The following is a 22,792-nucleotide window of genomic DNA, read 5'->3' on the forward strand; positions in this document are numbered from 1 at the left end:
GATGAGCGGCGACGCGGCTGGCCACAAGCGGGAATGGCGGCTGTTGCACCATGGCATCGTGCAGGTGATTGACAGTTATGGCTGCGAGCTCGCGAAGGGTGGTCGCGCGGTCTGGGTATCTTCGAAACGTAGTCCGGGCTGTTATTCTCAGTTCGTTACCTTGTACGACTTGCGGTTGTTGCAGCCGGAGATGCTTGCTGCGTTGCGGATGTTGCTCGCCAAGTACCGCGACTGGTCAATCGAGATCCAGGTAGCCGCCCCGGCCGGGGAGTGCACATGGGATTGGCGCGACATGATCATCGAGATTTCTTACGGCCGCATCATCGATCGGATGCGGCACGATCTGTTGCCGGACCATCTGCGGCAAGTTCGGTTCGGGACGACGATCGACGAGTACAACGAGGAGATGGCCGCGAAAGTGCGGCGGCTGATGCGCCAGCAGGTCTGAGCGGACCGTCGTCGTTCGCCACCAACCCGACGATCTTGGGATGCAGACGTGCGCCGGCGGCCGACGGACTTTCGCAAGTCGCAGCGCTGCGATCCGCGGCGGCCCTCACCCCAGCCCTCTCCCGCAAGCGGGAGAGGGAGCGCGCTGCGGAGCGGCGCTTCGTCAGTCGTCCTGATCAACCATCGAGGCAGGACCGATGTGGAACTGCCCCGCGAGCGCCGCGGCAAGTTCGGTTCGGGACGACGATCGCCGAGTACAATGAGGAGATCGCCGCGAAAGTGCGGCCGCTGATGCGCAAGCAGGTCTGAGCGGACCGTCGTCCGCCGCCCTCGCGACGATGTTGAAATGAAGACGTGCGCCGGAGGGCGACGGCGCTATTCGCACCTCGCCGCGCTGCGATGCGCGGCGCCCTCACCCCGGCCCTCTCCCGCAAGCGGGAGAGGGGGCACGCCGTGAGCGGCGCCAGGCTGATCGACTGCAATCCCTGACTTCGAGTTCGACCGCCGTGGCCTCCCGCCGCGGCGGTTTCGTTTGTGCAGCTATCAACGCCCATCAGGAGAACCACATGGACTACGAGATCAAGAGCGCCGCTCCCGAGACCAAGGCCGGCCTCGCTGGCGACGATGCGCAGCAGGTGTATGACGCGCTGATGCGCACCTTCGAGGACTACAAGGCCGAGAACGACGCGCGGCTGAAGGCGATCGAGGGCGGCCGCGGCGACGTCGTCGCCGAGGAGAAGCTGGCGCGGATCGATGCGGCGCTGGACAGCCAGCAGCGCCGGCTCGACGATCTGGCGCTGAAGGCGGCGCGGCCGCAGCTGGCGGCCGAGCGGTTGCCGGCGGCGGAGCAGCGCGAGCACAAGAGCGCGTTCGAATCTTACGTGCGCAGCGGCGACGCCACCGCGCTGCGCCGGATCGAGACCAAGGCGCTGTCGGTCGGCTCGGCGCCGGACGGCGGCTATCTGGTGCCGACCGAGCTGGAGCGCAGCATCTCGTCACGGCTGGCGACGATCTCGCCGATCCGGGCGCTGGCCTCGGTGCGCGAGATCTCCGGCGGCGTCTACAAGAAGCCGTACACCATCGCCGGCCCGGCGACCGGCTGGGTCGGCGAGACCGATCCGCGGCCGCAGACCGCGTCGCCGTCGTTCGACGCGCTGTCGTTCCCGGCGATGGAGCTGTACGCGATGCCGGCCGCGACCGCGAACCTGCTCGACGATGCGGCGGTCAACCTCGACGACTGGCTGGCCGGCGAGATCGACCAGGTGTTCGCCGAGCAGGAGGGGCTCGCCTTCGTCTCCGGCGACGGCGCCAATAAGCCGAAGGGTTTTCTCGCGGTGCCGACGGTGGCCAACGGCGCGTGGAGCTGGGGCCATCTCGGCACCATCGCCACCGGAGTCTCCGCCGGCTTCGCGTCCTCGGCGCCGGCCGACGTGCTGATCGACCTGATCTACGCGCTGCGCCCCGGCTATCGCCCGAACGCGACCTTCGTGATGAACCGCCGCACCCAGGCGGCGATCCGCAAGTTCAAGGACTCCTCGGGCGCGTACATCTGGCAGCCGCCCGTCACCGCCGGCGGCCGCGCCAGCCTGGCCGGCTTCCCGCTCGCCGACGCCGAGGACATGCCGGACATCGCCGCCAACTCGCTCAGCATCGCATTCGGCGACTTCCGCCGCGGCTATCTGATCGTCGACCGCCAGGGCATCCGCGTCCTGCGCGACCCGTATTCCGCCAAGCCCTACGTGCTGTTCTACACCACCAAGCGCGTCGGCGGCGGCGTGCAGGACTTTGACGCGATCAAGCTGGTGAAGTTCGGGGTGGGCTAAGGAAGGCGCCGACAACAGCAAACGCTCAGGTGGATTAGCTCAGCGCTAATCCACCTATACTGATAGTCCTCGTCTGCGAGACTTTCGGCAACTTTCCGGCTTGCGAACACTCAGAGGGGCGGTTGACGAATCGCAATTTCCGAGGGAAATTTTTAAAGTCTACCGTCAGATTGTTGGGGGCTTCGATTAAGACTGTTTACATTACGGGCGCGCCAGCGTCGGGAAAGACCACCGCTGTCGAAGCGTTGAAGTCTCATCCAAGATTAAAAGAATCATTGGAAGTATGGAGCTATAGCTCCCGCTTGATGGAATTTCTAAATAGGCATAGTGCCGACGCCATTGACCACGGCCGATTGCGTCAATCATCTGCAAGCTTGGTTCGCCCCGAAGAAATTGAGGCGCTTGATGCAGAGTTGCTTGTTTACGTCGAAGATAGACGGGGGAAGAACAATATACTGATCGATAGTCATCCTGTTACGAGAGAAGACTACGGCTTCAGGTGTACTTCTTTTTCTGCCGCTTACCTTGCCAAGATCGGTTTGGATGAGATCTGGATGCTCTATACAGACGCGAAAACGTCTTTGCTAAGGGTTTTGGAAGATAAGGTCGTCCGCAAACCGATAAGTGAGGAAGCGGCGGAAATGCACACGTCGATGCAAGCGTCTCTGGCAATCGCTTACGGTGTGGCTGCCGGTTGTCCCGTCTATTTCTTTGATACAGGTTGCGATCAATCAATGTTGGTGGATCGCCTCGCCCTTCGTTTGTGAAGCAGCGGAGCTAGTGAATTATAGCATGCGTAGCCAAGTCGATCTTCGCGAGGCTGTAAATGCGGTCTCGGATGTGGTGCAGAATCGGCCTCGTCCTCTTCGTGAATTTGATCAAATTCACATGAAGATTGGCGATATGGTTATGCAGAGCGAAATCGTTGCTGACTGGGCGGATGGCAAGCGCCTGGCTTTTATAGGAGATGGCGATGCCATAAGCGTCTGCGTGGCTTACATGAAAGCGCGAGGAGTATTTGACTTCGGGCCGTCAAAGATCACAGTTTTCGATTTCGATGAGCGAACAGTTCAATCAGTCGTTCGGTTCGCCGACCGCGAGCGGATCGAGTACTTGGATGCGAAGCTTTACAATTGTCTAGACGCCTTTCCTACGGAGGCGCTCAAGTATGATTGCTTTTATACCAATCCTCCTTGGGGCGCTTCGAACGAGGGCGAGAGTGTCAAAGTATTTGTCGAGAGGGGAATTGAGGCCGTTAGGGGCATAGGCGATGGAATGATTGTCATTGCAGATGATGATGAGTTGGCTTGGCCAAAGAGGGTGCTTGGCAATGTACAGCGTTTCGCTGCGGAAAGTGGTTTCTTTGTTTCGAGGATGCAGCGAAAGTTACATGGTTATCATTTGGATGACGCCCCGAATTTGAAGTCTTGCAATTTGTTTGTTACGTCGCTGCCAGACCAAAACATGATAACGTCCCGCAGCAATGCGATAGAGAAGGGTCGTCTTACAAATTTCTATGGAAGATCTCAGGTGCCGCGCGTTCAGTACGTGCGTGAGATCAAGAAGCCAGATTACGGGATGGCGTCTGAAGAAGAATACCGTCTTGAATTGTTGAAAGAGAATGGCGAATGAACGAAATTATCCGCCCAGGTGCTGGCATCTTATTCATGAAAATTGGAACGCACGCCAACGAAGGCTTGGACGAGATCATTCAACGAAAGTCGCGCGAGATTAAGGACGCTGGCTATGCAATGTGGGGGTATGGTGGAAACACTTGCCATCCAAGTTCTATGGTGCAGCCCTTTGCGCAAGCGTTTAAGGAGCAGGGGAAGCCTATCCATCTGGTCATGGAGCCGATGAATTCGAAGCACTTCGCCGAACCATTGGCTGCTGCGGAGTATTCGACCAATAATGTTGATTGGAGCGTGATCCCAAGCGCAATCAATGTGCTCGGGTCGCGATACGCGCTTGTCATTCAAGATCTGAAGAGGGTAGATTTCTTGCTTCCTCTTGATCAGACCCGGGTGCCCGTCGGACCCAGTAACGGTAAGGTTGGTAGTAAGTACATCAGCGGCCGCGTAGATAAAGCTTGCCTTGAAGTCCTTGCCGAGCCAGCTCGCCTCAACGACCAGGAGCCTATTCAAAAGAGAATAGGCTTGGTCGCCGAGTTGCGCCCACCTTATGCCGTGTTTTTACGAAACTATCGATGATAAGTCATTTCCCGGAATAAGTAGCTCCGCAGTCTCCCCTCTAAGTGACTCAGTGTAGCTTCTAAGTGAGCAGAGAATGGTATCAATTTCGATTTCAGGTGAATTGCACTGAAAGCAGATCGAGATTGCTCTATCGCATTGTGGTGATGAACAGACGTTATTCCGCAACGGCTGAAGTCCGAATGTTGTGATAATTTGTGAGGCAACTTGTTCGAGGCAAACGATACGATGCCGCGCGCTGCTAGGCTCGATTTTTGATAGTGCCCGGATCGCCCTTTTGTCGCCTGTTAATAAGGCAAGGGCTTCGCGTCGGAATGCCATCGAGACGAGTTGACTCTCGCCCGTATCGAATTCGAGGCCTATCGCCGTCGCCCGTTCTTCAAGGTCGGCGGCGGCTTCAATTTCTTCTTCCGTAGGTTCGAGCGCTCTCACCGCAGACAAAATACGTTCTAACATTTCGCGCGCTTCGGGGCTGTATTTCGCCTTACGCGAGAAGATCGATCTGAGTGTGTATCGCGCTACCGCAAGAATTGCCGGCGGAGCTCCTGAGGCGAAGGTCGTGTGCAGAAACTCGCTTGCTGCGAGATAAACGCACACTTTCAAAACGATGTCATTGTCTAGGTAAATGCCTTCAGACATCTTCCAAATACATCAGCTTGCGGAGGTAGTCCTCGGCTTCGTCTCCAAGCGCATCCCAGTCAATATAAGAGTCGGCTATTCCGTTAACCTCTTTCCAGACCGGCTTTGCTTCCGCATAAATGAATTTCAACGCGGACATTGCGACAGCCCAATTCTTCTGGCGGTATGCTACGCATAGCGCGAAGGTCCCCGGCTCGATTCCGTAGAGCGGCGCAGCGTTCAGTACTGCCCGAGCGAGAGTCGGGGCATTATAATTCTGAAGTTCAGTGGTAATTGTGAGTGTGGGAGTACCAGTTAGGACAGACAAAGCGAAGGCGTCGGCTTCGCTTTCGTCGGCGTCGTAACTCGACGCGAGGGCGGGATCTTCAAGATCGACGAGCGCAGAGGCGCCTTTTAGATGTCCGCCCACGATGTGTCCGATTTCATGGGCGAGGGTAAATGCAACGGGGGCCGGGTAACTGGCGTCTCGGCCAAGAATGATAGCGTGCCGCCCTCCAGATTCGATGACCATCGCGTGCATCGACTTGGTAGTCAAAGGGAATACTTTCAGCTGGATTACGGGAACGCCTACCGCCCAGCTTGTGGAGAGTAGTGCTCGAAGATCAACATACCCCGCGGTGCTTCGAATAATCGATCCGCGAATTGCCTCAGCTGAAAGTCCATCGAAGCCGCGGCCAATCGGTGTCGCTCGCAGCAGAAGGCGGCCGATCGATACCCCAAACGAGCTAAGGATATCCTGTTGGGTGGAGTTTTGGATGCTCAGATTCTTGAACTTAGCGCTGTCCCTCCAGACGAATTCTACGCGTTCTCCCAGGAGCGGCTTCGGTGCTAATCCTAGCTTTCTAGCGAGAGCAAAGCGAAGCTCTGCTCGAGCAGACGGGCTCTCTGATAAGTCATCGCTCCACCAAACTGGCCATGCGGCCTCTATCGCGGCTCTGCTTAGGCCTGCTTCTTTCAGTTCTTTAAAGAGCTTTGCAGAGTTGTGATCCAAGCAGGGAATCTCATTTCAATATTGAAAGATCGGGGGTTGCATCTAGAGCAATAGCCTTTGCGCTTGCTCTGGCGCTTCGGCAGGAGGGGCATTCTTGAGTGCCGCGACAACGTCGGTCCAATGGTCGACGCCGCATGTAGGCATGTCTTTGAGGATATCTCGCTGCTGTGCGCTCAGAGTTGCTGGGTCGGATAGTCGCACCCAGTAGCTTTGAGTCAGTTGAGCGGTAAAATTAGCCTCATATGCGGTGTCTGAGCTGGGAGGACATGTTTGATGTAGCAGCGCTGTGACTTGAGAGAAGCCGACAGCTCTACCCGTTCCGCCTGCGTTTCGATAGGCAGACGGATCGAACGGCGTTCCATGCTTGAGCGCCAAAGGTTCCGCACTAAAGCACATCAAGGCAAAATGTCGTCGCTTCTCGCCTAGGAGTGTCTCGCCACGGCTAGTTACAAGAACGTTGGAGGGAAGGTCCCGCTCGATATTGTGAAGATCGAAGTACTTCCGCCACACTAACACGTGCCTTGGGGATGTATCGCCGGGTCGGGGCTTTCCTTTCATGGTAGAAAAGACGACGGTAACCGGCGTGCAAGTCCGCGCTAGAGCGCTCATCATCAGTGCTGGCGCATTTCCAACGCCCCAACAAAACAGTCCGCTTCCGGCCTGACGCTCTAACTCTTTTCGCGCAATTATTTCCTCTAAGCTTTGGCCAGCCTCGGACTGCATCCGCGTCCAGCACACCAGACGTTCTGGATGAAACGGTGGCTTTTCCAGCGAATCGTTCAGCTTAGAAACTAGCATATCTTATAGAGCGCCTTTTTGAGTTTTGGCGACAGTGCCATGGCAGTTCGGACGGTGCAACGGATCACCGGTAAGGCGACGAGGAGAAATTCGAGATGGCAGGTCGGCTGTTCGCCCGCCGCGCTGCACGCGGTTACGCTCCAGAAATTCCTAGCTCACGCTAAGCGCCGTTATGAAGAGATTGACGAGCCGCAGGAATCCATTGCGGCTGATCTGCGCATCCATCGCAAATCGGTCGACCGGCTCGCCAAGAGCGACGGGTGGAAACTGCGTAAGGATCGCCCGCCGCGCGAGCTGTCCCCGCCGCTTCAGTTGTCGGTGCAGGCGAGCGAGGCGCCGGCCGCGCAAGGCTGCAATAGCGCGCGCCTACCTCCTCACTGCCTTCTCCAACGCCGTCGTCACAAACCTATTTAAGCTCACACCGGCGCGACGCGCGGCGTTGAAGACGCCTTGTGCAGCGCCGGATCGGTGCGCACGACGAACTGGCCCGACTACGCCTTGTCCGGCTCCTCGCCGCGCGCTTTGCAGAAGGCGAGGTAGTCGTCGATCGAGCCGGCGAGGGCCTTCTTCAGCTCGGTGACTGACTTGCCCTGGAAGGTGATGACGTCGCGGGTGTCGGCGACTTCGCCGTGGAACAGGCCGGCGTCGGCGTCGTACTCGACGGTGGCGGTGTAGCCCTTGTAGCTGATGGTGGTCATGGTTCGATCCCGGCCTCGGTCAGGAAGCGGCGGACGGATTTCACCGCGCCTTTGTCGGTTTCCTTTGGCGGATGCGGGCGGTGATATACTGCTCGCATTGTCCCTGCCATTCACGCTTTTTCTGCATTTTCCGTAGCAAGGCGTGGATGCCCGGCACAAGGCTGGGCATGACGCGCGGAGAGGGGCGTGCCCGATTCGAGCGCGTATTTGCGGCGAGACTCCGAGGGGTTCGGCGGCGCCGGGGCGTTTCGAAGGTCGGGGCAGCGCACTCCCGGCGGCCCATGGTTCGAGACGGCGCTACGCGCCTCCTCACCATGAGGTTGTGCGGGTGGTCGGCGCTGCGGATCGGCCCGTATTCAATGAAAAGCACAGCTGCTCCCGGCTGACCACATGGAGCCGTCATGCCCGACGTTCCCTCCGCCCGCCCTCTGATGTGCAAGCTCAACGCTGAGGCGATCGCGCGCGCTCGGCAGCTCTACGAGCAGACCGACGTGCCGCTCACTTCAGTGGCGACGCAGTTCGAGATCAGCCGCCATACCTTGTCGCGGTTGGCCTTGCGTGAGGGCTGGACGCCGCGGGCGAGTCGGCCGCGGGTGAGCCCGCGTCCCAGGCCGCCGGGTCGGCAGCCGCGGGGCTATGCGCCGGAGATGCTCGCCGAGCTACGGCGGCGCTATGTCGACACCGACGAGCCGGTGGCGCGGATCGCCGACCAGATCGGCGTGCATCGTGACACGGTGGAGCTGCTGGCGCGGAAGCAGGGCTGGCCGCTGCGCAAGGATCGCCCGCCGCGGGAGCTGCCGGTGACGATGCAGATGAGCGCGGATGCGGCCGCAACGCTTCAACAGGCGCGCGCCGCCGATATCGGCGTAGCGGCGGCTCTCCCGGCGCCTGCGCCGTTGTCTGAGCCGGCTGCGGTGGCGCCCGAGCCCGATCCAGGCGACTCGCCGCTCGGCCCGGCGCCCGATTCCGCGCTGCTGGCGCTGCGCCTCGAACTCGCCGTCGAGCAACAGCTGCGCAAGGTCGAGACGCTGCACGAGGACGCCACGCTCGGCGGCTCGCGCGCGGCGGAGGCGGAGCGCATCGCGCGGACGCTGGCCGCGCTGACACAGACGCTGTTCAAGGTCCGCCAGCTGCGTGATCCCGAGCGCGCGCTCACCGCCGCCGATGACGAGATGCCCGCCGATGCCGAACTCTTCCGTTCAGAGCTTGCGCGCCGCATTGAGGCGTTTGTCCGCGGCCGCGATGACGGACGCTTATCTGCGGGCGTCCAGCCTGCGGACGCTGGCGACGCTGGGGCGTGACTTCGCGGTCTTCGCGCATCCGCATCAGGAGCATGGCGACGCCGGCAACAATGGCGCGCCGTGGACGACCTGGCTGATGCTGGGCGGGCGCGGCGCCGGCAAGACGCGGGCCGGCGCCGAATGGGTGCGGGCGCTGGTCGCCGGCACGCCGCCTTATGCTGTGCAGCGCTACGGCCGCGTCGCGCTGGTCGGCGAGACCTGGCACGACGCTCGCGAGGTGATGGTCGAGGGCGAGTCCGGCCTGCTGCGGGTGTCGCCGCGCGGCGAGCGGCCGGAGTGGATCGCCACCCGCAAGCGGCTGGAATGGCCGAACGGCGCGGTCGGCCAGGTGTTCTCGGCCGACGATCCGGACTCTTTGCGCGGCCCGCAGTTCGAGGCGGTGTGGTGCGACGAGCTGGCGAAATGGCGCTATGCCGAGACCAGTTTCGATACGCTGCAATTCGGGCTGCGGCTCGGGCCGCGGCCGCGGCAGCTGATCACCACCACGCCGCGGCCGCTGCCGCTGATCAAGCGGCTGTTGATCGATCCGCGGACGCGGGTGACGCGGGCGCCGACCCGCGCCAATGCCGAGCATCTGTCGCCAGCGTTTCTGGACGCCGTGGTGGCGCGCTATGCCGGCACCCGGCTCGGCCGGCAGGAGCTCGACGGCGACCTGATCGAGGACCGGCCGGACGCGCTGTGGTCGCGGGCGCTGATCGAGCGCAGCCGCGTCGGCGAGGCGCCGCCGCTGCAGCGCATCGTGGTGGCGATCGATCCGCCGGCGTCGTCGAAGCCGGGCGCGGATAGTTGCGGCATCGTCGCCGCCGGGCGCAGCGGCGGCGGCGTGTACTTCGTGCTGGAGGACGCCTCGGCGCAGGGGCTGACGCCGGCGGCCTGGGCCGCCAAAGCGGTGGCGCTGTATCGCCGGCTCGAGGCCGACGCGATCGTCGCCGAGGTCAATATGGGCGGCGAGATGGTGCGGGCGGTGATCCGCGAGACGGATTCCGTGGTGCCGATCCGCGAGGTGCGGGCGAGCCGCGGCAAATTCGTCCGCGCCGAGCCGGTGGCGGCGCTGTACGAACAGGGCAAGGTCAAACACGTCGGCAGCTTTCCGCTGCTCGAGGACGAACTGTGCGACTTCGGCCCCGGCGGCCTGTCGAACCACCGCTCGCCCGACCGGCTCGACGCGCTGGTGTGGGCGATCACGGCGCTGATGAATGGCGCGAATGCCGGCGGGCCGCGGATCAGGTTGTTGTAAGTTGTGCGTCGTAGGATGGGTTGAGCGCAGCGAAACCCATCATCTTGGTGCTCGCGATGACGTGGGTTGGTGGGTTACGCGCTTCGCGCTAACCCACACTACGGGCGCTTACGGGGGCCGTGGAACGATCGCGCGTGGCGGGATTTGCCGGCGGGGAGGATGCGATGACACGATCGATCACACTGTGCGCCGCGCTGGCGCTCGTTGCCGCCACCGCCGGCCCGGCCTTCGCCCGCGGCGGGGCGCCGAGCATCATGGATTCGCCGGGCTATCAGCGCCGGCTGCAGGAATCGCGGCAGCAGCTGCAACAGCCTTATTTGGCGCCGCCGGCGGTGTATCCGCGGCAGCGCGTCGACACGCCGCGCAAGGCCAAGCGCAAGCCGCCGCGCTGAGGCGCGTGCGCGGCGCGGGTCAGCAGTAGCCGTGCCAGCCGCAGGCGTAGGGCAGCCGGCCGTAGATCGCGCTCGCCGGCGTGCCGTAGTAATTGAAGTAGTGATAGGAGTTCGGCTTGCCGTAGTAACCGTTCACCAGCGGCGGGATGTCGACCTCGGGCGCGTAGACCGGCGCCGCGGTGATGACGTCGCGGGCCGGCGGCACCTCGACGACGACGACGCGGCCGCGCGCTTCCGGCTCGGCAAAAATCCGCCCGATCCTGCTGTGCATCGGCAGATCCGCCGCAGCCGCCGGCACGGCGGAGAGGGCAAGTAGCAGGGCGGCGAGGCGCATGGCGGGCTCCGAATGAGCCGGCAGGGTGGGGCAACATGGTTAATGAAAGTTGAAGGGGGGTAGCGCGTCTGCGTGGGCCACTGACGCTCCCCCTTCACTCCCGTCATCGCCGGGCTTGACCCGGCGATCCATCGCGCGCAACGCGCGCTTCATTGAAGAGGATGGATGCGCGGGTCAAGCCCGCGCATGACGCTCGGCGATGGGGAGGCGCCGGCGGCCTGATTGAACGCGAGCGACGGCCGCCTACCGCGCCAGCGTGCTGCCCCAGCTTTGCGCGGTCTTCTCGATCCAGTCGCGATACAGCGTCAGCGGGGTGACGCCGGTGAGGCCGCCGCAGCCGGCGGCGTTGTTCGGGGCGGTCGACCACGACACCACGCCGATCACCACGGCGCGGCCGTCCTGCGCTTTCAGCGCCGGGCCGCCGGAATCGCCGGTGCAGGCGCCCTGGCCGTCGCGCGTGTTGTTGGTTGCCGGATCGACCAGGCGGATCTGCAGCCGGCCGGGGCGGCCGGTGGCGATCAGCGCGGCGCTGCGCACCGTGCCGCCGCTCCGGCCGTCGCCGCGGATCGCGACGCCGATGCCGGCGACGGTGAAACTCTGGCCGGCCGCGAGCGGATCTTGCGGCGCGCCGAGCGGCAGCGGCGATTTGCCCGGCAGCGGCGCGGCGAGCTGCAGCAGCGCGACGTCGGCGCTGGCGCGGTGCGCCAGGATCGCCTTCATGTCGAACGACGGATGCGCGGCAATGCGGCGGACGTCGCGCAGCTGCGGCTGCCGCGCCGCATCGAGCTGCACGATCTTGTAGTCCGCGCCGGGGCCGACGCAATGCGCGGCGCTCAGCACCAGATCCGGCGCGATCAGCGTGCCCGAACAGAAATTGCCGCGCGAGCCGACGATGGTCACCACCGCGCGGCCGAGCGCCGCATCCTCGCGCGCGCCGCCGACCATGGCGGCGGCGGGAGTGGCGAGGGCGGTGACGAGCAGCGAGAGGGCGAGGACGCGCATGCGCGCCACCAGCCCCGCCGCGGCGCCGCTGTCAACCGCATCATGACCAAGGAGGCCGGCATGGCCGCGCTGCTGCTGACGGGGCCCACGGTCGAGCCCTGGACCGTCGCCGAACTGAAAGCGTTCCTGCGCGTCGAGCACGATGCCGACGACGCCGTCATCGCCTCGCTGCTCGCCGCCGCGCGCAGCCAGGTCGAGGCGCTGACCCGCCGCGCGCTGCTGCTGCAGAGCTGGCGGCTGAGTTATGACGCCTGGCCGCGCGACGGCCGCTTCCGCCTGCGGCTCGGGCCGCTGCGCGCGCTCACCGCGGCGCGGATGATCGACAGCAGCGGCGCCGCGCAGCCGATCGAACTCGATCGCTTCGTGGTCGATGTGGCCGAGGGCGTGATCGCGGCGGTGGGATCGCTGCCGCAGCCGGGGCGGCGCGTCGCCGGCATCGCGCTCGACGTCGAGCTCGGGTTTGGCGCGGCGCCGTCGGATGTCCCCGAGCTGCTGCGCCACGCGGTGCGGACGCTGGCGGCGCATTGGTACGACAATCGCGGGCTGGTGGCGATCGGCAGCAGCGTCGCGATGCTGCCCGGCAGCGTCGCCGCGATGCTCGCCAGCTTCCGGGTGCCGGCGCTATGAGCGATGCGGGGAAACTGATCACGCGGCTGATGCTCGAGGCGCCGGTCGAGAGCGATGACGGGCAGGGCGGCGTGGTCCGCAGCTATGTGGAACAGGCCGCGCTGTGGGCGCAGTTAGTTGCACGCCCCGCGCGCGAGGGGATCGCGGCGGACGATTCCCGCGCGGTGCAGCGCGTCATCATCACGCTACGCGGCGGCGTCACGCTGACCCGCGCGCACCGCTTCAGCGACGGCACACGGATCTATCGCATCGTCAGCTGGCGCATCCGCGAGCGCGGCGCCTGGCTCGAGATCGATGCGGAGACCGAGCTGACCTGACTTCACCCTCCCCTGGAGGGGGAGCGTCGGCGAGTAGCGCGCGAAAGCGCGGTGCTCGCCGGGGTGGGGTGAGCCGCGGGCACTGCGGATGAACTCTTCGCCACCCCACCCCGCTCGCTGACGCGAGCGACCCTCCCCCTCCAGGGGAGGGTGAGGCACACCCCGGAGTAACCATCATGCCCACCGCACCCGCGGCGCTGCGCGCTGCGATCTATGAGGCGCTGGTCGCCGATCCCGGTCTGCAGGCCGCGCTCGGCGGCGCGCGGGTTTATGACGAGCCGCCGCCGGGCGCGGCGCTGCCTTACGTCACGCTCGGCGAGGCGCGGATCAGCGATGTCTCGGCCGACGACGCGCCGCTGCAGGAGCATCAACTGACATTGCACGCCTGGTCGCGGCAGGGCGGCCACAAGGAGGCGCATGTCATCACCGGCGCGCTGCTGCAGGCGCTCGACGACGCGCCGCTGCGGCCGTCCGGCCATCGCCTCGTCAACCTGCGCTTCGCGCTCGCCGACATCCGGCGCGAGACCGACGGCCGCACCTATCATGCGCTGCTGCGGTTCCGCGCCGTCACCGAACCGATCGCTTAGCAAGGAGCCGCGCATGGGCGCACAGAAGGGCAAGGACCTGCTGGTCAAGATCAATGACGGCGGCAACTACGTCACCGTCGCGGGCCTGCGCAGCCGCAGGATTGCGTTCAACGCCGAGCTGGTCGACATCACCCACGCCGAATCCGCCGATCGCTGGCGCGAGCTCTTGGCCGGCGCCGGCGTCCGCCGCGCCGCGATCTCCGGCCGCGGCCTGTTCAAGGATTCGGCGTCCGACGCTTTGGTGCGAAGCGCATTCTTCAACGGGCTGATCAGCGACTGCCAGCTGATCGTGCCGGATTTCGGCGCGATCAGCGGGCCGTTCCAGATCGCCAGCCTGGAATTCGCCGGCGAGCACAATGGCGAAGTCACGTTCGACATCACGCTGGAAAGCGCCGGCGCGCTCGGCTTCGCGGCGTTGTGACGGGCGCGCATCGCGTCGCGCCGCCGGGCGCTGTGCGGAGGCGGTCAGGTCGGCCGCGCGCCGCGGACCAGCCGCCACAGCCCGGCGATGCCGAGCGCGGTGGCGACGCCCGCGAACGCGCATAGCGTGACGACGCCGCCGTCGATCGGCACCGACGGATAGATCTTGGACAGCGCCACCGCGTAGCCGACCGCGATCGCGATCGACCCCACCGTCAACGTCGCGCCGGCCTTGATCATCGGCTTACTTCTTGTCGTCGCCGCCCATCGCGGCATGGATGAACCGGCCGACCGCCTGCTCCATCGGATCGATCACGATCGAGGCGCGCAGCAGATATTCCAGCACGCGCAGCCGCAGCGTGTCGATCCGCGCGCGGTCGGAAATGTCGTCGCGCTTCACCTGCTGGCGGAACGCGGTGATCAGTTCGCCGAAACCCTGCTCCGGCAGGTCGCTCAGATCGACGAACAGAAACGGCGGCGGCACGCTGTCGAGCTGGCTCGCCGGCGCCGCGTAGCTGAACAGATACGGCCCGCGCGACAGGTCGCCGGCGCACAGCTGGCGCACCGAATCCTCCGGCGGATTGCAGATGTGATAGAGCAGGGCCTTGGCCATGCGATAATCGTAAAGCCCGGCAGCGTAGGCCTTCGCCAGGCGCTCCGGTGCGGCGCCCGACGCGGTCATCAGCGCGGCGAAGTCGCCTTCCTTGTCCTGCCGCAGCGGCACGTACAGCACGTTGAGTTGGGCGAGTTGCGCCGGCAGCGTCTCGATGCCGGGTACCTCGGTGAACAGCCGCGCCAGGAAAGTCTCGGCGCGGGGCGAATGCGCCGGCAGCAGCACATAGGAATACAGGCCGTAGCCGGGAGTCTCGCGGCCGACCTCGAGCAGCCGCGACCAGCCGGTATCGAGGATCCGCTGGCGCGGGCGCGCCATCACGACCGTCTTTTCGCGGGGAGCAAGCGAAGGAGCTGCGCTCGCTCCGGCAGGAGACGGCCGCGCAAGCGGCCGCGGCGCCGGTGGCGGCGCGGCGCCGGCCTCCGCAGGGCCCGGCTGGGCAGAGGAGGCGGGCCGGCGATACATGTGCACCCGGCTGCCGGATCCGGCCCCGGGGGCGCTTTCACGCTGCGCCCGTCGCCGTTCCTCGCAGGCCCGATCCGGCACGCAGCGGCCGTCGGCGGTCGGCCGGCACGGGCAAGGCTCGACCGCGCGCGCCGGCGGCGCGCCCAATGCGATCAGCACCTGCAGTCCGAGAAGTACGAGGCCGGAAAGGCCCATTGACAAGTGCGGACGCATGAAACGCCTCACCAGCCATCGATCGCAATCCGACAATCCTAGGGCGGTGCCGGGTCCCGCGCAATTCAAAACGAGCGCGGCCCGGGCCAACGACGGAGACCACCATGGCCAACAAACATCGCGGCGAGATCGACGCCGAACTCGGCGGCCGGCGCCGCACGCTGGTGCTGACGCTCGGCGCGCTCGCCGAGCTCGAAGCCGCCTTCGCCGCCTCCGACCTGGTGGCGCTGGCGCAGCGCTTCGGCAGCGGGCACCTGTCGGCACGCGATCTCGTGCGCATTCTCGCGGCCGGCCTGCGCGGCGCCGGCGAGACCGTCAGCGACGACGAGGTCGCGGCGATGACGGCCGCGGGCGGCGCCACCGGCTACGCGACGATCGCATCTGAACTCCTCGCGGCCACCTTCGGCGAGGCGGCGGCATGACGCCGTTTCCCTGGGCTGAGGCGATGCAGTTCGGCCTCGGAACGCTGCGGCTGTCGCCGGATGCATTCTGGCGGATGACGCCGCGCGAACTCGCCAGCGCGCTGATCGGCGCGCGCGGCGGGGTGGTGACGCCGCTCAGCCGCGGCGGCCTCGACGACTTGATGCGGCGCTATCCGGACCACGTGGGAGCCTGACGATGACCGACGACACCACGGCGCTCGACAGCGAACAAACACTGACGCGGCTTACGACGCAAACGCAGACGCTCAGCAGCGAAGCCAAGGGCTTCGCGCGGGCGATGACCTCGGCGTTCTCGCAGTCGATCACCGGCGGCAAGCAGTTCGAGGACGTGCTGAAGTCGCTGGCGCTGAAGGTCTCGGACCTGGCGCTGAAGGCGGCGTTGAAGCCATTGACGAACGGGCTCGCCGGCGCGTTCGACAGCCTGTTCGCCGGGTTGTTCGGCGGCAAGAGCAGCAGCAGCGCCGCCAGCGTCACGCCGTTCGCGTCCGGCGGCGTGATCGGCACGCCGACGTACTTCCCGACCAGCGGCGGCGCCGGTCTCGCCGGCGAAGCCGGCCCCGAGGCGATTCTGCCGCTGCAGCGCGGCGCCGACGGCCGGCTCGGCGTCAGCGGCGCGAACGGCGGCAGCGTCGTCAACATCCAGATCGCCACCCCCGATGCCGACAGCTTCCGCCGCTCCGAAAGCTACGTCACCGGCCAGATTGCCCGCGCGGTGCAGCGCGGCCAGCGGGGACTGTGACGAAGGCTTCGGGAGCGCAGGCCTTTGCGCTCATGGACTTTTTTCAGCTTGCATCGGGTGGAGTTCTGCGAAACACTCCCTATATCGGCGGCGGCGATCGCGAGCCTGTCGCGAGCGGAACCAAATCACTAGCAGCTATTTGAGGTGGCGTAGACTGGCTCCAGCTCCGAGCTCGTCGCCGACAATTTCGACGAACAGATCTATCTCTCATCAATTCAGTCAGGCGCTCGTGTCGCGATGGCGACTCTGTTCAACGTCGCGTTAGCGCGCTGCTTTCACAGTGGGAATGCCACATGTTGATGGGAAATCAGCTCAACGCTCCTTCGCGGAGCCGCGCAGCCCGGCCCGTTGAGCCGGCGCAGCCATCAAAGCCCGGCAAGAGCATCGCCATGAGTGATTGGATCATCACCCGAACCCATTGGTTGTTCGACCTGCACCATCCTGTGAAGATGATCGCACGTCTTGCTGCGGTGTTGCTGCCGATCGCGTCGGTGGCGATGGCGGTGGTCGTGCTGCGGTAGCACCGTCAGCAGACCGCCGTCAGTTCCTGGGCAGGCCCCGTCGCTGCGCTCCCGGTCGACCGAGCACTTCAACGGTCCCTTTCTCGTCCTTTCGCGCCTGCGCGTCTCTCTGGACCTTAGCATCACTCTGGTCGCGCGCTTTGGACATTTCCTCCGTGCCCTTGCAGATCGCGCCCGATCCATCCGCGCAAAGACAATACGCGCGGACGGTCATTGTATTCACCTTGTCCATTCTCTCGATCAGCTGGTTGCCAATCGCGCGGCATGCTTCCGGGCTGCGTGTTTCGATCTGACTGGTGCTTTGCAGCGTCCAATTAATCTTGGTTTCGAGCTCAGCTTTGGGAATATTCTTGGGATCCATTGGCGGCTGCCCAACGAAGTACAGGATCAAAAGCGTCGTCTGAAAAGTATCTCCGGCGTCCATGACGAGTCCCCTTATTGGCCGACCGGCCTGATATTCTGCAACTGCTGCCTGATCTGCTGAAGAGAGAGCTGTTGATCTTCAAGTATCGAAATTGTCGATGAGACAGGACGCGCCTGGTTTCGATTGAAGCCCGCTCCACCTGCCGGCAGCGTCACCAGGTCATACTTCGCCACGACGGCCGGCTTCTTCGTGAAGACAATGCTCAAGGTTTCATCGAGCTGGTAATAGCCGCCCAGCGTCAGAAGGTCGGTGCCTACCGGGAATGTGTAGGTGTAGCTGGCGCTGCCGTTGAACTTGACCACCACCTGCGCCGTGAACTTTGGATTCTCGATGGTCGAGCCCGCCAGGGCAGTGGCCTGGACAGAACGGTAGAGCCAGTCCTTGACGGCTAGGTTTTTGGTGAGCGAATGATACGAAATAGTTTCCCGCTCACAAGGCAACCTGCGATCGAGGATGAGCTTTTCAGAATCGAAATTGAAGTCCACGCTCCCGGCACGGTTGCCTCTCATATCGAGGGCCACGCCGTTGCCGCCGCCAACAACCCAGTTGGAAAAGCGAGTGGCCGTGTTGACGGGGTCCCTCCGCGTCAGGCCTGCGCCAGGAACAATGTCTGCTTCCGATTTTGGATTCAGCGTGATTGCGATTTTCCAGTTTCGCGCATTGAACAACTCAGGCGGCACCTCGTGATCGAGCGCACCGAGCGCATCCTGAAGCTCGCATGCGGAATGCAGCATGATCTCTCGCATAGGCAGCGCCCAATCGGGGGCTATATCGGGCATCACGGCGCACCCGCCGAGCCCGCATGCAAGCGTAAGCATCGCTCGTCGCATTCCTGATGACACGTAAGCCCCCCTTCAAATCGTTATTCCCTCATCAAAACGCCCTTGAAGACAGTTTGCCGGCGTCAGCCCGGCCCGTGATTCACCAACGTCGGCCGCGCTGCATCTCTATTGTTGGCCGGTTGCCGGCTTTCGCTCCTGCCGCAAAGTGACGAACCCGGTCCACCATCCCCGCCACTGATCGACCGAAGGTCCGCTTTCCAGCCGGTAGGCAAAGACAGCTGAGCCTCCGCCACTATCGATGTTGCATGTGATATCGTGCGCGTGGTTGGCGCTTTGGGGCCTTGGCGTGCACGCAACAATTTTATAGCCAGGCTCGGCCTGGAAGCGCGACTGATAGTTGCGGGAATGCGGTGCAAACACGACCGGATGATCGTCCTTTGTCTCGGACACCGTGTAATCCCGGTCGAGCTTGTCCGGACCCTGGGGGGCTTTCGAAGGACCATCATCGATCGCGATGGCAATACTTGCGTCCGCGACAAGATCGTCCTGGAGCACGTGCCAGCATCTCTTGTCCGCTGGTACACCAGCGATATGCGTAAACAAGGGGCTGGCGATCAGTTCCGCGGCGGGGATGAAGAAATTGACGCCATCGACGTCATGGGTTTCGCCCCCATATGTCCACTTGACGATGCCGCCGGCCGCAATCCCAAGAAGAGAGCCGTGACTTTCGAACACCGGACCGCCGCTGTTGCCGGGATTCATGACGGTGTCCGTCTGCCAGCGGAGTTCCGTCGGCGGACTGCCGTGGTTGCTGATCAAGCCTCCCGACAAACTGAGGTCCTGGTTCAGCGGGAAGCCCAGCACATAGACCGTTGTCCCCATCGGAGCTTGCACCGGCTTCACCAGGATCGGCATCGGACAGCGGTCGCCACCGGCGTCCGCAGCAGGTGCGTTCAATTGCAGCAATGCAATGTCGCGGCGGGGGTCGCGCGCAACAAGGGTAGCCGCTTTTGGATTGTTCAAACGCGACTTGAGGCGAACAAGAATTTCGAGGCGCTTGTAGTTGTTCTCGGGCGGAATAACGTGGTTGTTCGTGATGACAAAGGTGTCACCGATCAGAAGGCCCGAGCCGCCACCTATATCTTGCGCGTCGTTGAAGAGCGTCCCTATCGTCTCTACGTGGCCGACGCGCGCGTCGTATCTCCCAGCCACCCTAACAGCGGCGTCGTCAGCAATGGCGCTGACGGGAGCCCACAGCGCGATGAAAAGCGCTAGCCGGGCGGTCCATAAATGGTTTGCAGCGCTTCGATATCGAGCGTGCTCAATTTTCCGTCGCCGTTCCATATCGGGTTACAATAGTTCATGATGGATTGTGGGTCGTATTTCGTAACGTTGTAATCGCCTGTCGTGCCCTGAGCGTCTTTTCGACACTCGCTCGGCGCGTCCTCCCGATTCTGCTCATGGGCGAACCCCAAGGCATGTCCAAACTCATGGGCTGCGACGGCGTAGACACAAAATTCGCGCGTCTTCTGACAACTCTGGCTCCAGGACGCGAATGTAAAATTGAGGACCATGCCATCAGGCCGCTTGTCGAGAAAACGACCGAGCGCTTTGGTATAAGGGCCTTCATCCGAAATGCGAATATGGATGCCTAGGGTATCCTGCGCGCATTTTCCCCAGCCCTCGAACTTGATTTTTGAATTGCGTTGCCAGGTGTCTTCCGCAGCCGACCGCACAATTGAACGGTAGGGCGCGTCGTCGCTTTCTGGATTTTCCCAGCAGACTTGAACGTTCAAACGCTCCCACTTCGAGGCGCGAAGGATGGTACCAAAGGCTTCCTCTTTGCTCACCCCTGCCGGAAGCGCCGCTTGCGCTTCAGCCTTGGATGCATGGAAGAGAAACGCGCCGACTGTCAAAGCAGCGAGAGCCCGCGACAGAAAATGCCGCCCCATCAGAAACATCGCCAAGCCCCGCAGCTTATAAATATCGAAAGCAGTATTAAAGAAATCAACTAGAGGTTGGCACAAATGCAGAGTGCCCGCAAGCAACAGTTTATTGTTTGCGTTGACTCGGTTGCCCACTGAAAGCGGTCTCGCGACTGCACTCGCTTCCGGTTTCCCGTCATTTCATGCCGGCGTCACTATCACTGTCACGAAATCACGTGTCCCTCTTCCCGCTTCGCGATATGCGGAAATTGAAGCGCCGAGCGTGAAGTAAGGCAATTAAGAACCCTCCGAAGGTCGTGGAGGCCGTGGCCAGCGCGATCAGGATGGCTGCCCAACAGTGTTCGACATTGCCGTCGAAAGCTCCGGTGCGCCGAACGCGGCTCCGGCGAGCAGGCATTGGCAAACAGCGGAAAGATCACGAACGTCAAACTGATTTCGAAGCGTGTCATCTGAAATATGGCTGTTAGTACGTGCAATAGCCGCTCTTGTAGGCAAGATCGACGACGCTGACCAGCGCTGTTTGATCGGCTGCATCTCAAGTCAGCGCGTCGGACGCTTCCGACGCCCTCAACCGTGGCGTTTGCGACCGTCCAACCGCATCCAGTCGGATCGACCCATGACCCCATTCCACGAGGTGCTGTTTCCGCTCGACGTCGCGCTGAGGAGCGCCGGCGGGCCGGAGCGGCGGACCGAGATCGTGACGTTCGGCTCCGGCCGCGAACAGCGCAACGCGCGCTGGGCGGATTCGCGGCGGCGCTACGATGCCGGCTACGGCATCAAGACGCTGGACGCGCTGCAGGCGGTGGTGGCGTTCTTCGAGGAGCGCCGCGGCCGGCTCACGGGCTTCCGCTGGCGCGACCGGCTCGATCACGCCTCCGCCGCGCCCGGCCATCCGGTCTCGCCGCTCGACCAGGGCATCGGCACCGGCGACGGCCTCACCGCGACCTATCAGCTGGTCAAGACCTACGGCGCCGGCTTCGCGCCGTACACGCGGGCGATTACCAAGCCGGTCGCCGGCACGGTCCGCATCGCCGTCGGCGGTAGCGAAGTGACCAGCGGCTTCAGCGTCGACACGACCACCGGCCTCGTCACCTTCGCGCCCGGCCACCTCCCGCCGCCGGGCGCGGCCGTCACCGCGGGTTATCAGTTCGACGTCCCCGTGCGGTTCGACACTGATTTTCTTGAGGTCGATCTGTCGGCGTTCGCGGCGGGGGCGATTCCGAAGATCCCGGTGGTGGAGATTAGGGGGTAGGGGGGCTTGAGGTCGATGGCGGCAAAAATGGCGTCGCTCCTTCACGGCGAAAGCGCGAGCTCCCGGCTAGGGGGCCAGCAGAGGGTTGTCGGCTAGGGGCCAGAAGCCGACTTGATAGTTGTCGCAAATCTCGCAGATCAAGCGGGGCAATGTTGGGCGCCGGTTGGGGGCAGAAGCTGCGGCGATCAACACGGGAGCGCGTGAGCGAGGTTCTTGAAGGTGGGAAAGAAACCTTCAGATAACGGGCAGGAAGGCTGTGAGTTTTCTTCTCGCGATGATTTCTATATCTCTATCCCGACCGGGATGCCTATCTTGGTGGCTACGGGCGTATAGATATCCGTCTCCACGTTCGGCGTTTCAATGGTGACTATGAGCGAGTATTTGGCTGATTTTTTCCAGCCCTCAAGCTGAGGCCGTTTGTTCCACCAGCCCATGGTCGGGTAAACGGCGATGTGTCCACGCGAGGCGAGATCGACCGCGCGGCCTCGCCATGTATCGCAGTGCAGCGACCCTATGGACGTGAGTGAGCGGTTGGCATAACCGAACCGCCACCCCGGACCGCCCAGACCGGCAGATTCATAATCCTCTTCACGCGCCGCCCGGTTGATCCGCTGTGCGAATACGGGCACGGCTTCGAGCGGCTTGCGCACCGCAAATCGCAAGCCGTGAGACTGATAGCCATATTTACGCGTCCAGCCGCGGGCTCCGGGGCTCGGTTCAACGAAGTAAGATAGCGTCACACGCATAGTGACCTCGGTGTTTTCGAGGGCGGCGAGTTCGGCTGTCGGCCATGGCAGTGCGTGTAAGCGCATTTCTCGCGTTTTTACACGCTTCTGCTGGTCTTCCTCGTCTTTGAAGAACGGCTGAAGGCTGCTTTGAACGATCAGCGTCAGAGACGTGCTGGACGCCGAACGCTCGCTCTACACGGCCGAGGATTCGCTGCTCGACACCAAGGTGTCGGTCGCGACCAGCTACATCGCTCTCGCCAAGGGGCTCGGCGGCGGATGGGATGGTGCGATCGACAGCTCAGTCCCCGAAGTCATCGACCGGGGGACTGATCCGCATGCCCCAGCCTTGAGGGCGTTTTGAATCGCGAACGGGAGAGATCCTGATTGATGCAATACTTCGACTCGATCGATCGTCGTTCGCGGCGGGCGCAGTTCCTGAGATTCCTCCGATTGGTGATAAGGGAGCGTCGAGGGACCTGATACGGCACTGACCTACGCTGAAGGCCGGTGCAGCCGTTTCTTCTCGGCGTCGAGCTCTCTCAACGCCTCGGCGATCAACAGAGCCGAGAACGGCTCGAGCTCTCTGTCCTGCCGGGAGTCCTGCAGCTTGGCGATCGCCACGTTTATGGTTTCGCAACGCCTACACATTTCTGTAAAACCAACGTTGCGCCGAAAGTGTTCCCTTGCGATGACAAATCCAAATACGCAGGGATAAAGCGCGGCCGTAACCTGCACCACGCGCCGGAACGAGCGTCAGCTGGCCTCCGCGGCAATTCCGCCTTTGCAGGTCGACACTCCGCCGGCACCCTCGTTCGATCAAATGATAGCTGCCGGCTATTGACT

31 protein-coding genes and 1 pseudogene are annotated in these 22,792 nt (G+C 63.4%); 19 read left to right on the forward strand and 13 right to left on the reverse strand.

Going from position 1 to position 22,792, the window contains the following annotated elements:
- The first annotated feature begins 1 nt into the window (after position 1).
- From D4Q52_RS12640 to D4Q52_RS12660, 5 genes are all read left to right on the forward strand, one after another.
- The gene (locus tag D4Q52_RS12640) at positions 2 to 448 is read left to right on the forward strand and encodes a hypothetical protein (RefSeq protein ID WP_119856914.1); all 447 of its coding nucleotides are present in this window, start codon (positions 2 to 4) and stop codon (positions 446 to 448) included.
- A 565-nt stretch (positions 449 to 1,013) separates the two neighbouring features.
- On the forward strand, positions 1,014 to 2,270 hold the full coding sequence (locus tag D4Q52_RS12645) for a phage major capsid protein (RefSeq protein ID WP_119856915.1): 1,257 nt from the start codon (positions 1,014 to 1,016) through the stop codon (positions 2,268 to 2,270).
- 122 nt (positions 2,271 to 2,392) lie between these two features.
- Positions 2,393 to 3,037, forward strand: coding sequence for an AAA family ATPase (locus D4Q52_RS12650; RefSeq protein WP_182915299.1), 645 nt, complete (start codon positions 2,393 to 2,395; stop codon positions 3,035 to 3,037).
- A gap of 25 nt (positions 3,038 to 3,062) precedes the next feature.
- The gene (locus tag D4Q52_RS12655) at positions 3,063 to 3,902 is read left to right on the forward strand and encodes a bis-aminopropyl spermidine synthase family protein (RefSeq protein WP_119856917.1); all 840 of its coding nucleotides are present in this window, start codon (positions 3,063 to 3,065) and stop codon (positions 3,900 to 3,902) included.
- Positions 3,899 to 4,480 carry a hypothetical protein gene (locus tag D4Q52_RS12660; RefSeq protein WP_119856918.1) on the forward strand — a complete coding sequence of 194 codons (582 nt, stop codon included), beginning with the start codon at positions 3,899 to 3,901 and terminating at the stop codon, positions 4,478 to 4,480. Before D4Q52_RS12655 ends, D4Q52_RS12660 begins: the two co-directional genes overlap by 4 nt.
- On the opposite strand, the gene D4Q52_RS26235 is transcribed toward D4Q52_RS12660, so the two are convergent.
- Together D4Q52_RS26235 and D4Q52_RS12665 are read right to left on the reverse strand one after the other, a co-directional pair.
- A complete protein-coding gene (locus D4Q52_RS26235) occupies positions 4,463 to 5,119 on the reverse strand; it encodes a hypothetical protein (RefSeq protein ID WP_147407785.1) in 657 nt (218 codons plus the stop codon). The genes D4Q52_RS12660 and D4Q52_RS26235 overlap by 18 nt on opposite strands.
- Complete coding sequence (locus D4Q52_RS12665; protein ID WP_234831173.1) at positions 5,112 to 6,110, reverse strand: ImmA/IrrE family metallo-endopeptidase; 999 nt, start codon at positions 6,108 to 6,110, stop codon at positions 5,112 to 5,114. The genes D4Q52_RS26235 and D4Q52_RS12665 overlap by 8 nt, the downstream gene beginning before the upstream one ends.
- Positions 6,111 to 6,947: 837 nt before the next feature.
- Between D4Q52_RS12665 and D4Q52_RS26485 the strand changes: the two genes are divergently transcribed.
- Entirely contained in the window at positions 6,948 to 7,322 is a 375-nt protein-coding gene (locus D4Q52_RS26485; protein WP_182915306.1) for a hypothetical protein, read from the forward strand.
- 77 nt (positions 7,323 to 7,399) lie between these two features.
- Here D4Q52_RS26485 and D4Q52_RS26755 read toward each other — a convergent pair whose 3' ends face one another.
- Entirely contained in the window at positions 7,400 to 7,606 is a 207-nt protein-coding gene (locus D4Q52_RS26755; protein WP_234831174.1) for a type II toxin-antitoxin system HicB family antitoxin, read from the reverse strand.
- 401 nt (positions 7,607 to 8,007) lie between these two features.
- On the opposite strand from D4Q52_RS26755, the gene D4Q52_RS12685 reads away from it, so the two are divergent.
- From D4Q52_RS12685 to D4Q52_RS12695, 3 genes are all read left to right on the forward strand, one after another.
- Complete coding sequence (locus D4Q52_RS12685; RefSeq protein ID WP_147407787.1) at positions 8,008 to 8,907, forward strand: hypothetical protein; 900 nt, start codon at positions 8,008 to 8,010, stop codon at positions 8,905 to 8,907.
- A complete protein-coding gene (locus D4Q52_RS12690; RefSeq protein WP_119856921.1) occupies positions 8,849 to 10,144 on the forward strand; it encodes a DNA-packaging protein in 1,296 nt (431 codons plus the stop codon). The genes D4Q52_RS12685 and D4Q52_RS12690 overlap by 59 nt, the downstream gene beginning before the upstream one ends.
- A 164-nt stretch (positions 10,145 to 10,308) precedes the next feature.
- Complete coding sequence (locus D4Q52_RS12695; RefSeq protein ID WP_119856922.1) at positions 10,309 to 10,536, forward strand: hypothetical protein; 228 nt, start codon at positions 10,309 to 10,311, stop codon at positions 10,534 to 10,536.
- A 19-nt stretch (positions 10,537 to 10,555) separates the two neighbouring features.
- Here the strand turns inward: D4Q52_RS12695 and D4Q52_RS12700 are convergent, their stop codons facing one another.
- Positions 10,556 to 10,870: a hypothetical protein gene (locus tag D4Q52_RS12700; RefSeq protein WP_119856923.1), complete on the reverse strand. Its 315-nt coding sequence runs from the start codon at positions 10,868 to 10,870 to the stop codon at positions 10,556 to 10,558.
- 243 nt (positions 10,871 to 11,113) lie between these two features.
- Positions 11,114 to 11,872, reverse strand: coding sequence for a S1 family peptidase (locus D4Q52_RS12705; protein ID WP_119856969.1), 759 nt, complete (start codon positions 11,870 to 11,872; stop codon positions 11,114 to 11,116).
- A gap of 60 nt (positions 11,873 to 11,932) precedes the next feature.
- Here D4Q52_RS12705 and D4Q52_RS12710 point away from each other — a divergent pair, with 60 nt between their 5' ends.
- The 4 genes from D4Q52_RS12710 (at position 11,933) to D4Q52_RS12725 (ending at position 13,824) form a co-directional block, all read left to right on the forward strand.
- On the forward strand, positions 11,933 to 12,499 hold the full coding sequence (locus tag D4Q52_RS12710; RefSeq protein ID WP_119856970.1) for a head-tail connector protein: 567 nt from the start codon (positions 11,933 to 11,935) through the stop codon (positions 12,497 to 12,499).
- Positions 12,496 to 12,816, forward strand: coding sequence for a head-tail adaptor protein (locus D4Q52_RS12715; RefSeq protein ID WP_119856924.1), 321 nt, complete (start codon positions 12,496 to 12,498; stop codon positions 12,814 to 12,816). The genes D4Q52_RS12710 and D4Q52_RS12715 overlap by 4 nt, the downstream gene beginning before the upstream one ends.
- Positions 12,817 to 12,992: 176 nt before the next feature.
- Positions 12,993 to 13,403 (forward strand): DUF3168 domain-containing protein, encoded by a 411-nt coding sequence (locus tag D4Q52_RS12720; RefSeq protein WP_119856925.1) that lies wholly within the window; start codon positions 12,993 to 12,995, stop codon positions 13,401 to 13,403.
- Positions 13,404 to 13,416: 13 nt separating this feature from the next.
- Positions 13,417 to 13,824 carry a phage major tail protein, TP901-1 family gene (locus D4Q52_RS12725; RefSeq protein ID WP_119856926.1) on the forward strand — a complete coding sequence of 136 codons (408 nt, stop codon included), beginning with the start codon at positions 13,417 to 13,419 and terminating at the stop codon, positions 13,822 to 13,824.
- A gap of 44 nt (positions 13,825 to 13,868) precedes the next feature.
- On the opposite strand, the gene D4Q52_RS12730 is transcribed toward D4Q52_RS12725, so the two are convergent.
- Both D4Q52_RS12730 and D4Q52_RS12735 read right to left on the reverse strand, forming a co-directional pair.
- The gene (locus tag D4Q52_RS12730; protein WP_119856927.1) at positions 13,869 to 14,063 is read right to left on the reverse strand and encodes a hypothetical protein; all 195 of its coding nucleotides are present in this window, start codon (positions 14,061 to 14,063) and stop codon (positions 13,869 to 13,871) included.
- Positions 14,064 to 14,067: 4 nt separating this feature from the next.
- On the reverse strand, positions 14,068 to 14,754 hold the full coding sequence (locus tag D4Q52_RS12735) for a hypothetical protein (RefSeq protein WP_119856928.1): 687 nt from the start codon (positions 14,752 to 14,754) through the stop codon (positions 14,068 to 14,070).
- 464 nt (positions 14,755 to 15,218) lie between these two features.
- On the opposite strand from D4Q52_RS12735, the gene D4Q52_RS12740 reads away from it, so the two are divergent.
- The 4 genes from D4Q52_RS12740 (at position 15,219) to D4Q52_RS26910 (ending at position 16,817) form a co-directional block, all read left to right on the forward strand.
- Complete coding sequence (locus tag D4Q52_RS12740) at positions 15,219 to 15,536, forward strand: gene transfer agent family protein (protein WP_119856929.1); 318 nt, start codon at positions 15,219 to 15,221, stop codon at positions 15,534 to 15,536.
- Positions 15,533 to 15,730, forward strand: a complete 198-nt coding sequence (locus tag D4Q52_RS12745) for a rcc01693 family protein (protein ID WP_119856930.1) — start codon at positions 15,533 to 15,535, stop codon at positions 15,728 to 15,730. The genes D4Q52_RS12740 and D4Q52_RS12745 overlap by 4 nt, the downstream gene beginning before the upstream one ends.
- Positions 15,731 to 15,732: 2 nt before the next feature.
- A complete protein-coding gene (locus tag D4Q52_RS12750; RefSeq protein WP_119856931.1) occupies positions 15,733 to 16,296 on the forward strand; it encodes a phage tail tape measure protein in 564 nt (187 codons plus the stop codon).
- A gap of 389 nt (positions 16,297 to 16,685) precedes the next feature.
- Positions 16,686 to 16,817 (forward strand): hypothetical protein, encoded by a 132-nt coding sequence (locus D4Q52_RS26910; protein WP_283805664.1) that lies wholly within the window; start codon positions 16,686 to 16,688, stop codon positions 16,815 to 16,817.
- Positions 16,818 to 16,836: 19 nt separating this feature from the next.
- On the opposite strand, the gene D4Q52_RS12755 is transcribed toward D4Q52_RS26910, so the two are convergent.
- The 4 genes from D4Q52_RS12755 to D4Q52_RS12770 form a co-directional block, all read right to left on the reverse strand.
- Positions 16,837 to 17,241 (reverse strand): hypothetical protein, encoded by a 405-nt coding sequence (locus D4Q52_RS12755; protein ID WP_119856932.1) that lies wholly within the window; start codon positions 17,239 to 17,241, stop codon positions 16,837 to 16,839.
- Between the two features lie 11 nt (positions 17,242 to 17,252).
- Complete coding sequence (locus D4Q52_RS12760) at positions 17,253 to 17,975, reverse strand: hypothetical protein (RefSeq protein ID WP_147407788.1); 723 nt, start codon at positions 17,973 to 17,975, stop codon at positions 17,253 to 17,255.
- 213 nt (positions 17,976 to 18,188) lie between these two features.
- Positions 18,189 to 19,235, reverse strand: coding sequence for a S1 family peptidase (locus tag D4Q52_RS12765; protein ID WP_182915300.1), 1,047 nt, complete (start codon positions 19,233 to 19,235; stop codon positions 18,189 to 18,191).
- A gap of 59 nt (positions 19,236 to 19,294) precedes the next feature.
- Positions 19,295 to 20,104 carry a matrixin family metalloprotease gene (locus D4Q52_RS12770; RefSeq protein ID WP_234831175.1) on the reverse strand — a complete coding sequence of 270 codons (810 nt, stop codon included), beginning with the start codon at positions 20,102 to 20,104 and terminating at the stop codon, positions 19,295 to 19,297.
- A gap of 481 nt (positions 20,105 to 20,585) precedes the next feature.
- Here D4Q52_RS12770 and D4Q52_RS12775 point away from each other — a divergent pair, with 481 nt between their 5' ends.
- A complete protein-coding gene (locus tag D4Q52_RS12775; RefSeq protein ID WP_119856935.1) occupies positions 20,586 to 21,221 on the forward strand; it encodes a DUF2460 domain-containing protein in 636 nt (211 codons plus the stop codon).
- Between the two features lie 281 nt (positions 21,222 to 21,502).
- Here the strand turns inward: D4Q52_RS12775 and D4Q52_RS26240 are convergent, their stop codons facing one another.
- Complete coding sequence (locus tag D4Q52_RS26240; protein ID WP_147407789.1) at positions 21,503 to 21,967, reverse strand: hypothetical protein; 465 nt, start codon at positions 21,965 to 21,967, stop codon at positions 21,503 to 21,505.
- Between the two features lie 148 nt (positions 21,968 to 22,115).
- Between D4Q52_RS26240 and D4Q52_RS12780 the strand changes: the two are divergent.
- A pseudogene (locus D4Q52_RS12780) lies at positions 22,116 to 22,310 on the forward strand (efflux transporter outer membrane subunit); the annotation flags it as partial.
- A 131-nt stretch (positions 22,311 to 22,441) separates the two neighbouring features.
- On the opposite strand, the gene D4Q52_RS26915 reads toward D4Q52_RS12780, so the two are convergent.
- Entirely contained in the window at positions 22,442 to 22,570 is a 129-nt protein-coding gene (locus D4Q52_RS26915; RefSeq protein ID WP_283805665.1) for a hypothetical protein, read from the reverse strand.
- Positions 22,571 to 22,792: the final 222 nt, after the last annotated feature.

This window comes from Rhodopseudomonas palustris, assembly GCF_003591005.1.
In the GTDB taxonomy this organism is placed as follows: Bacteria; Pseudomonadota; Alphaproteobacteria; order Rhizobiales; family Xanthobacteraceae; genus Rhodopseudomonas; species Rhodopseudomonas palustris_K.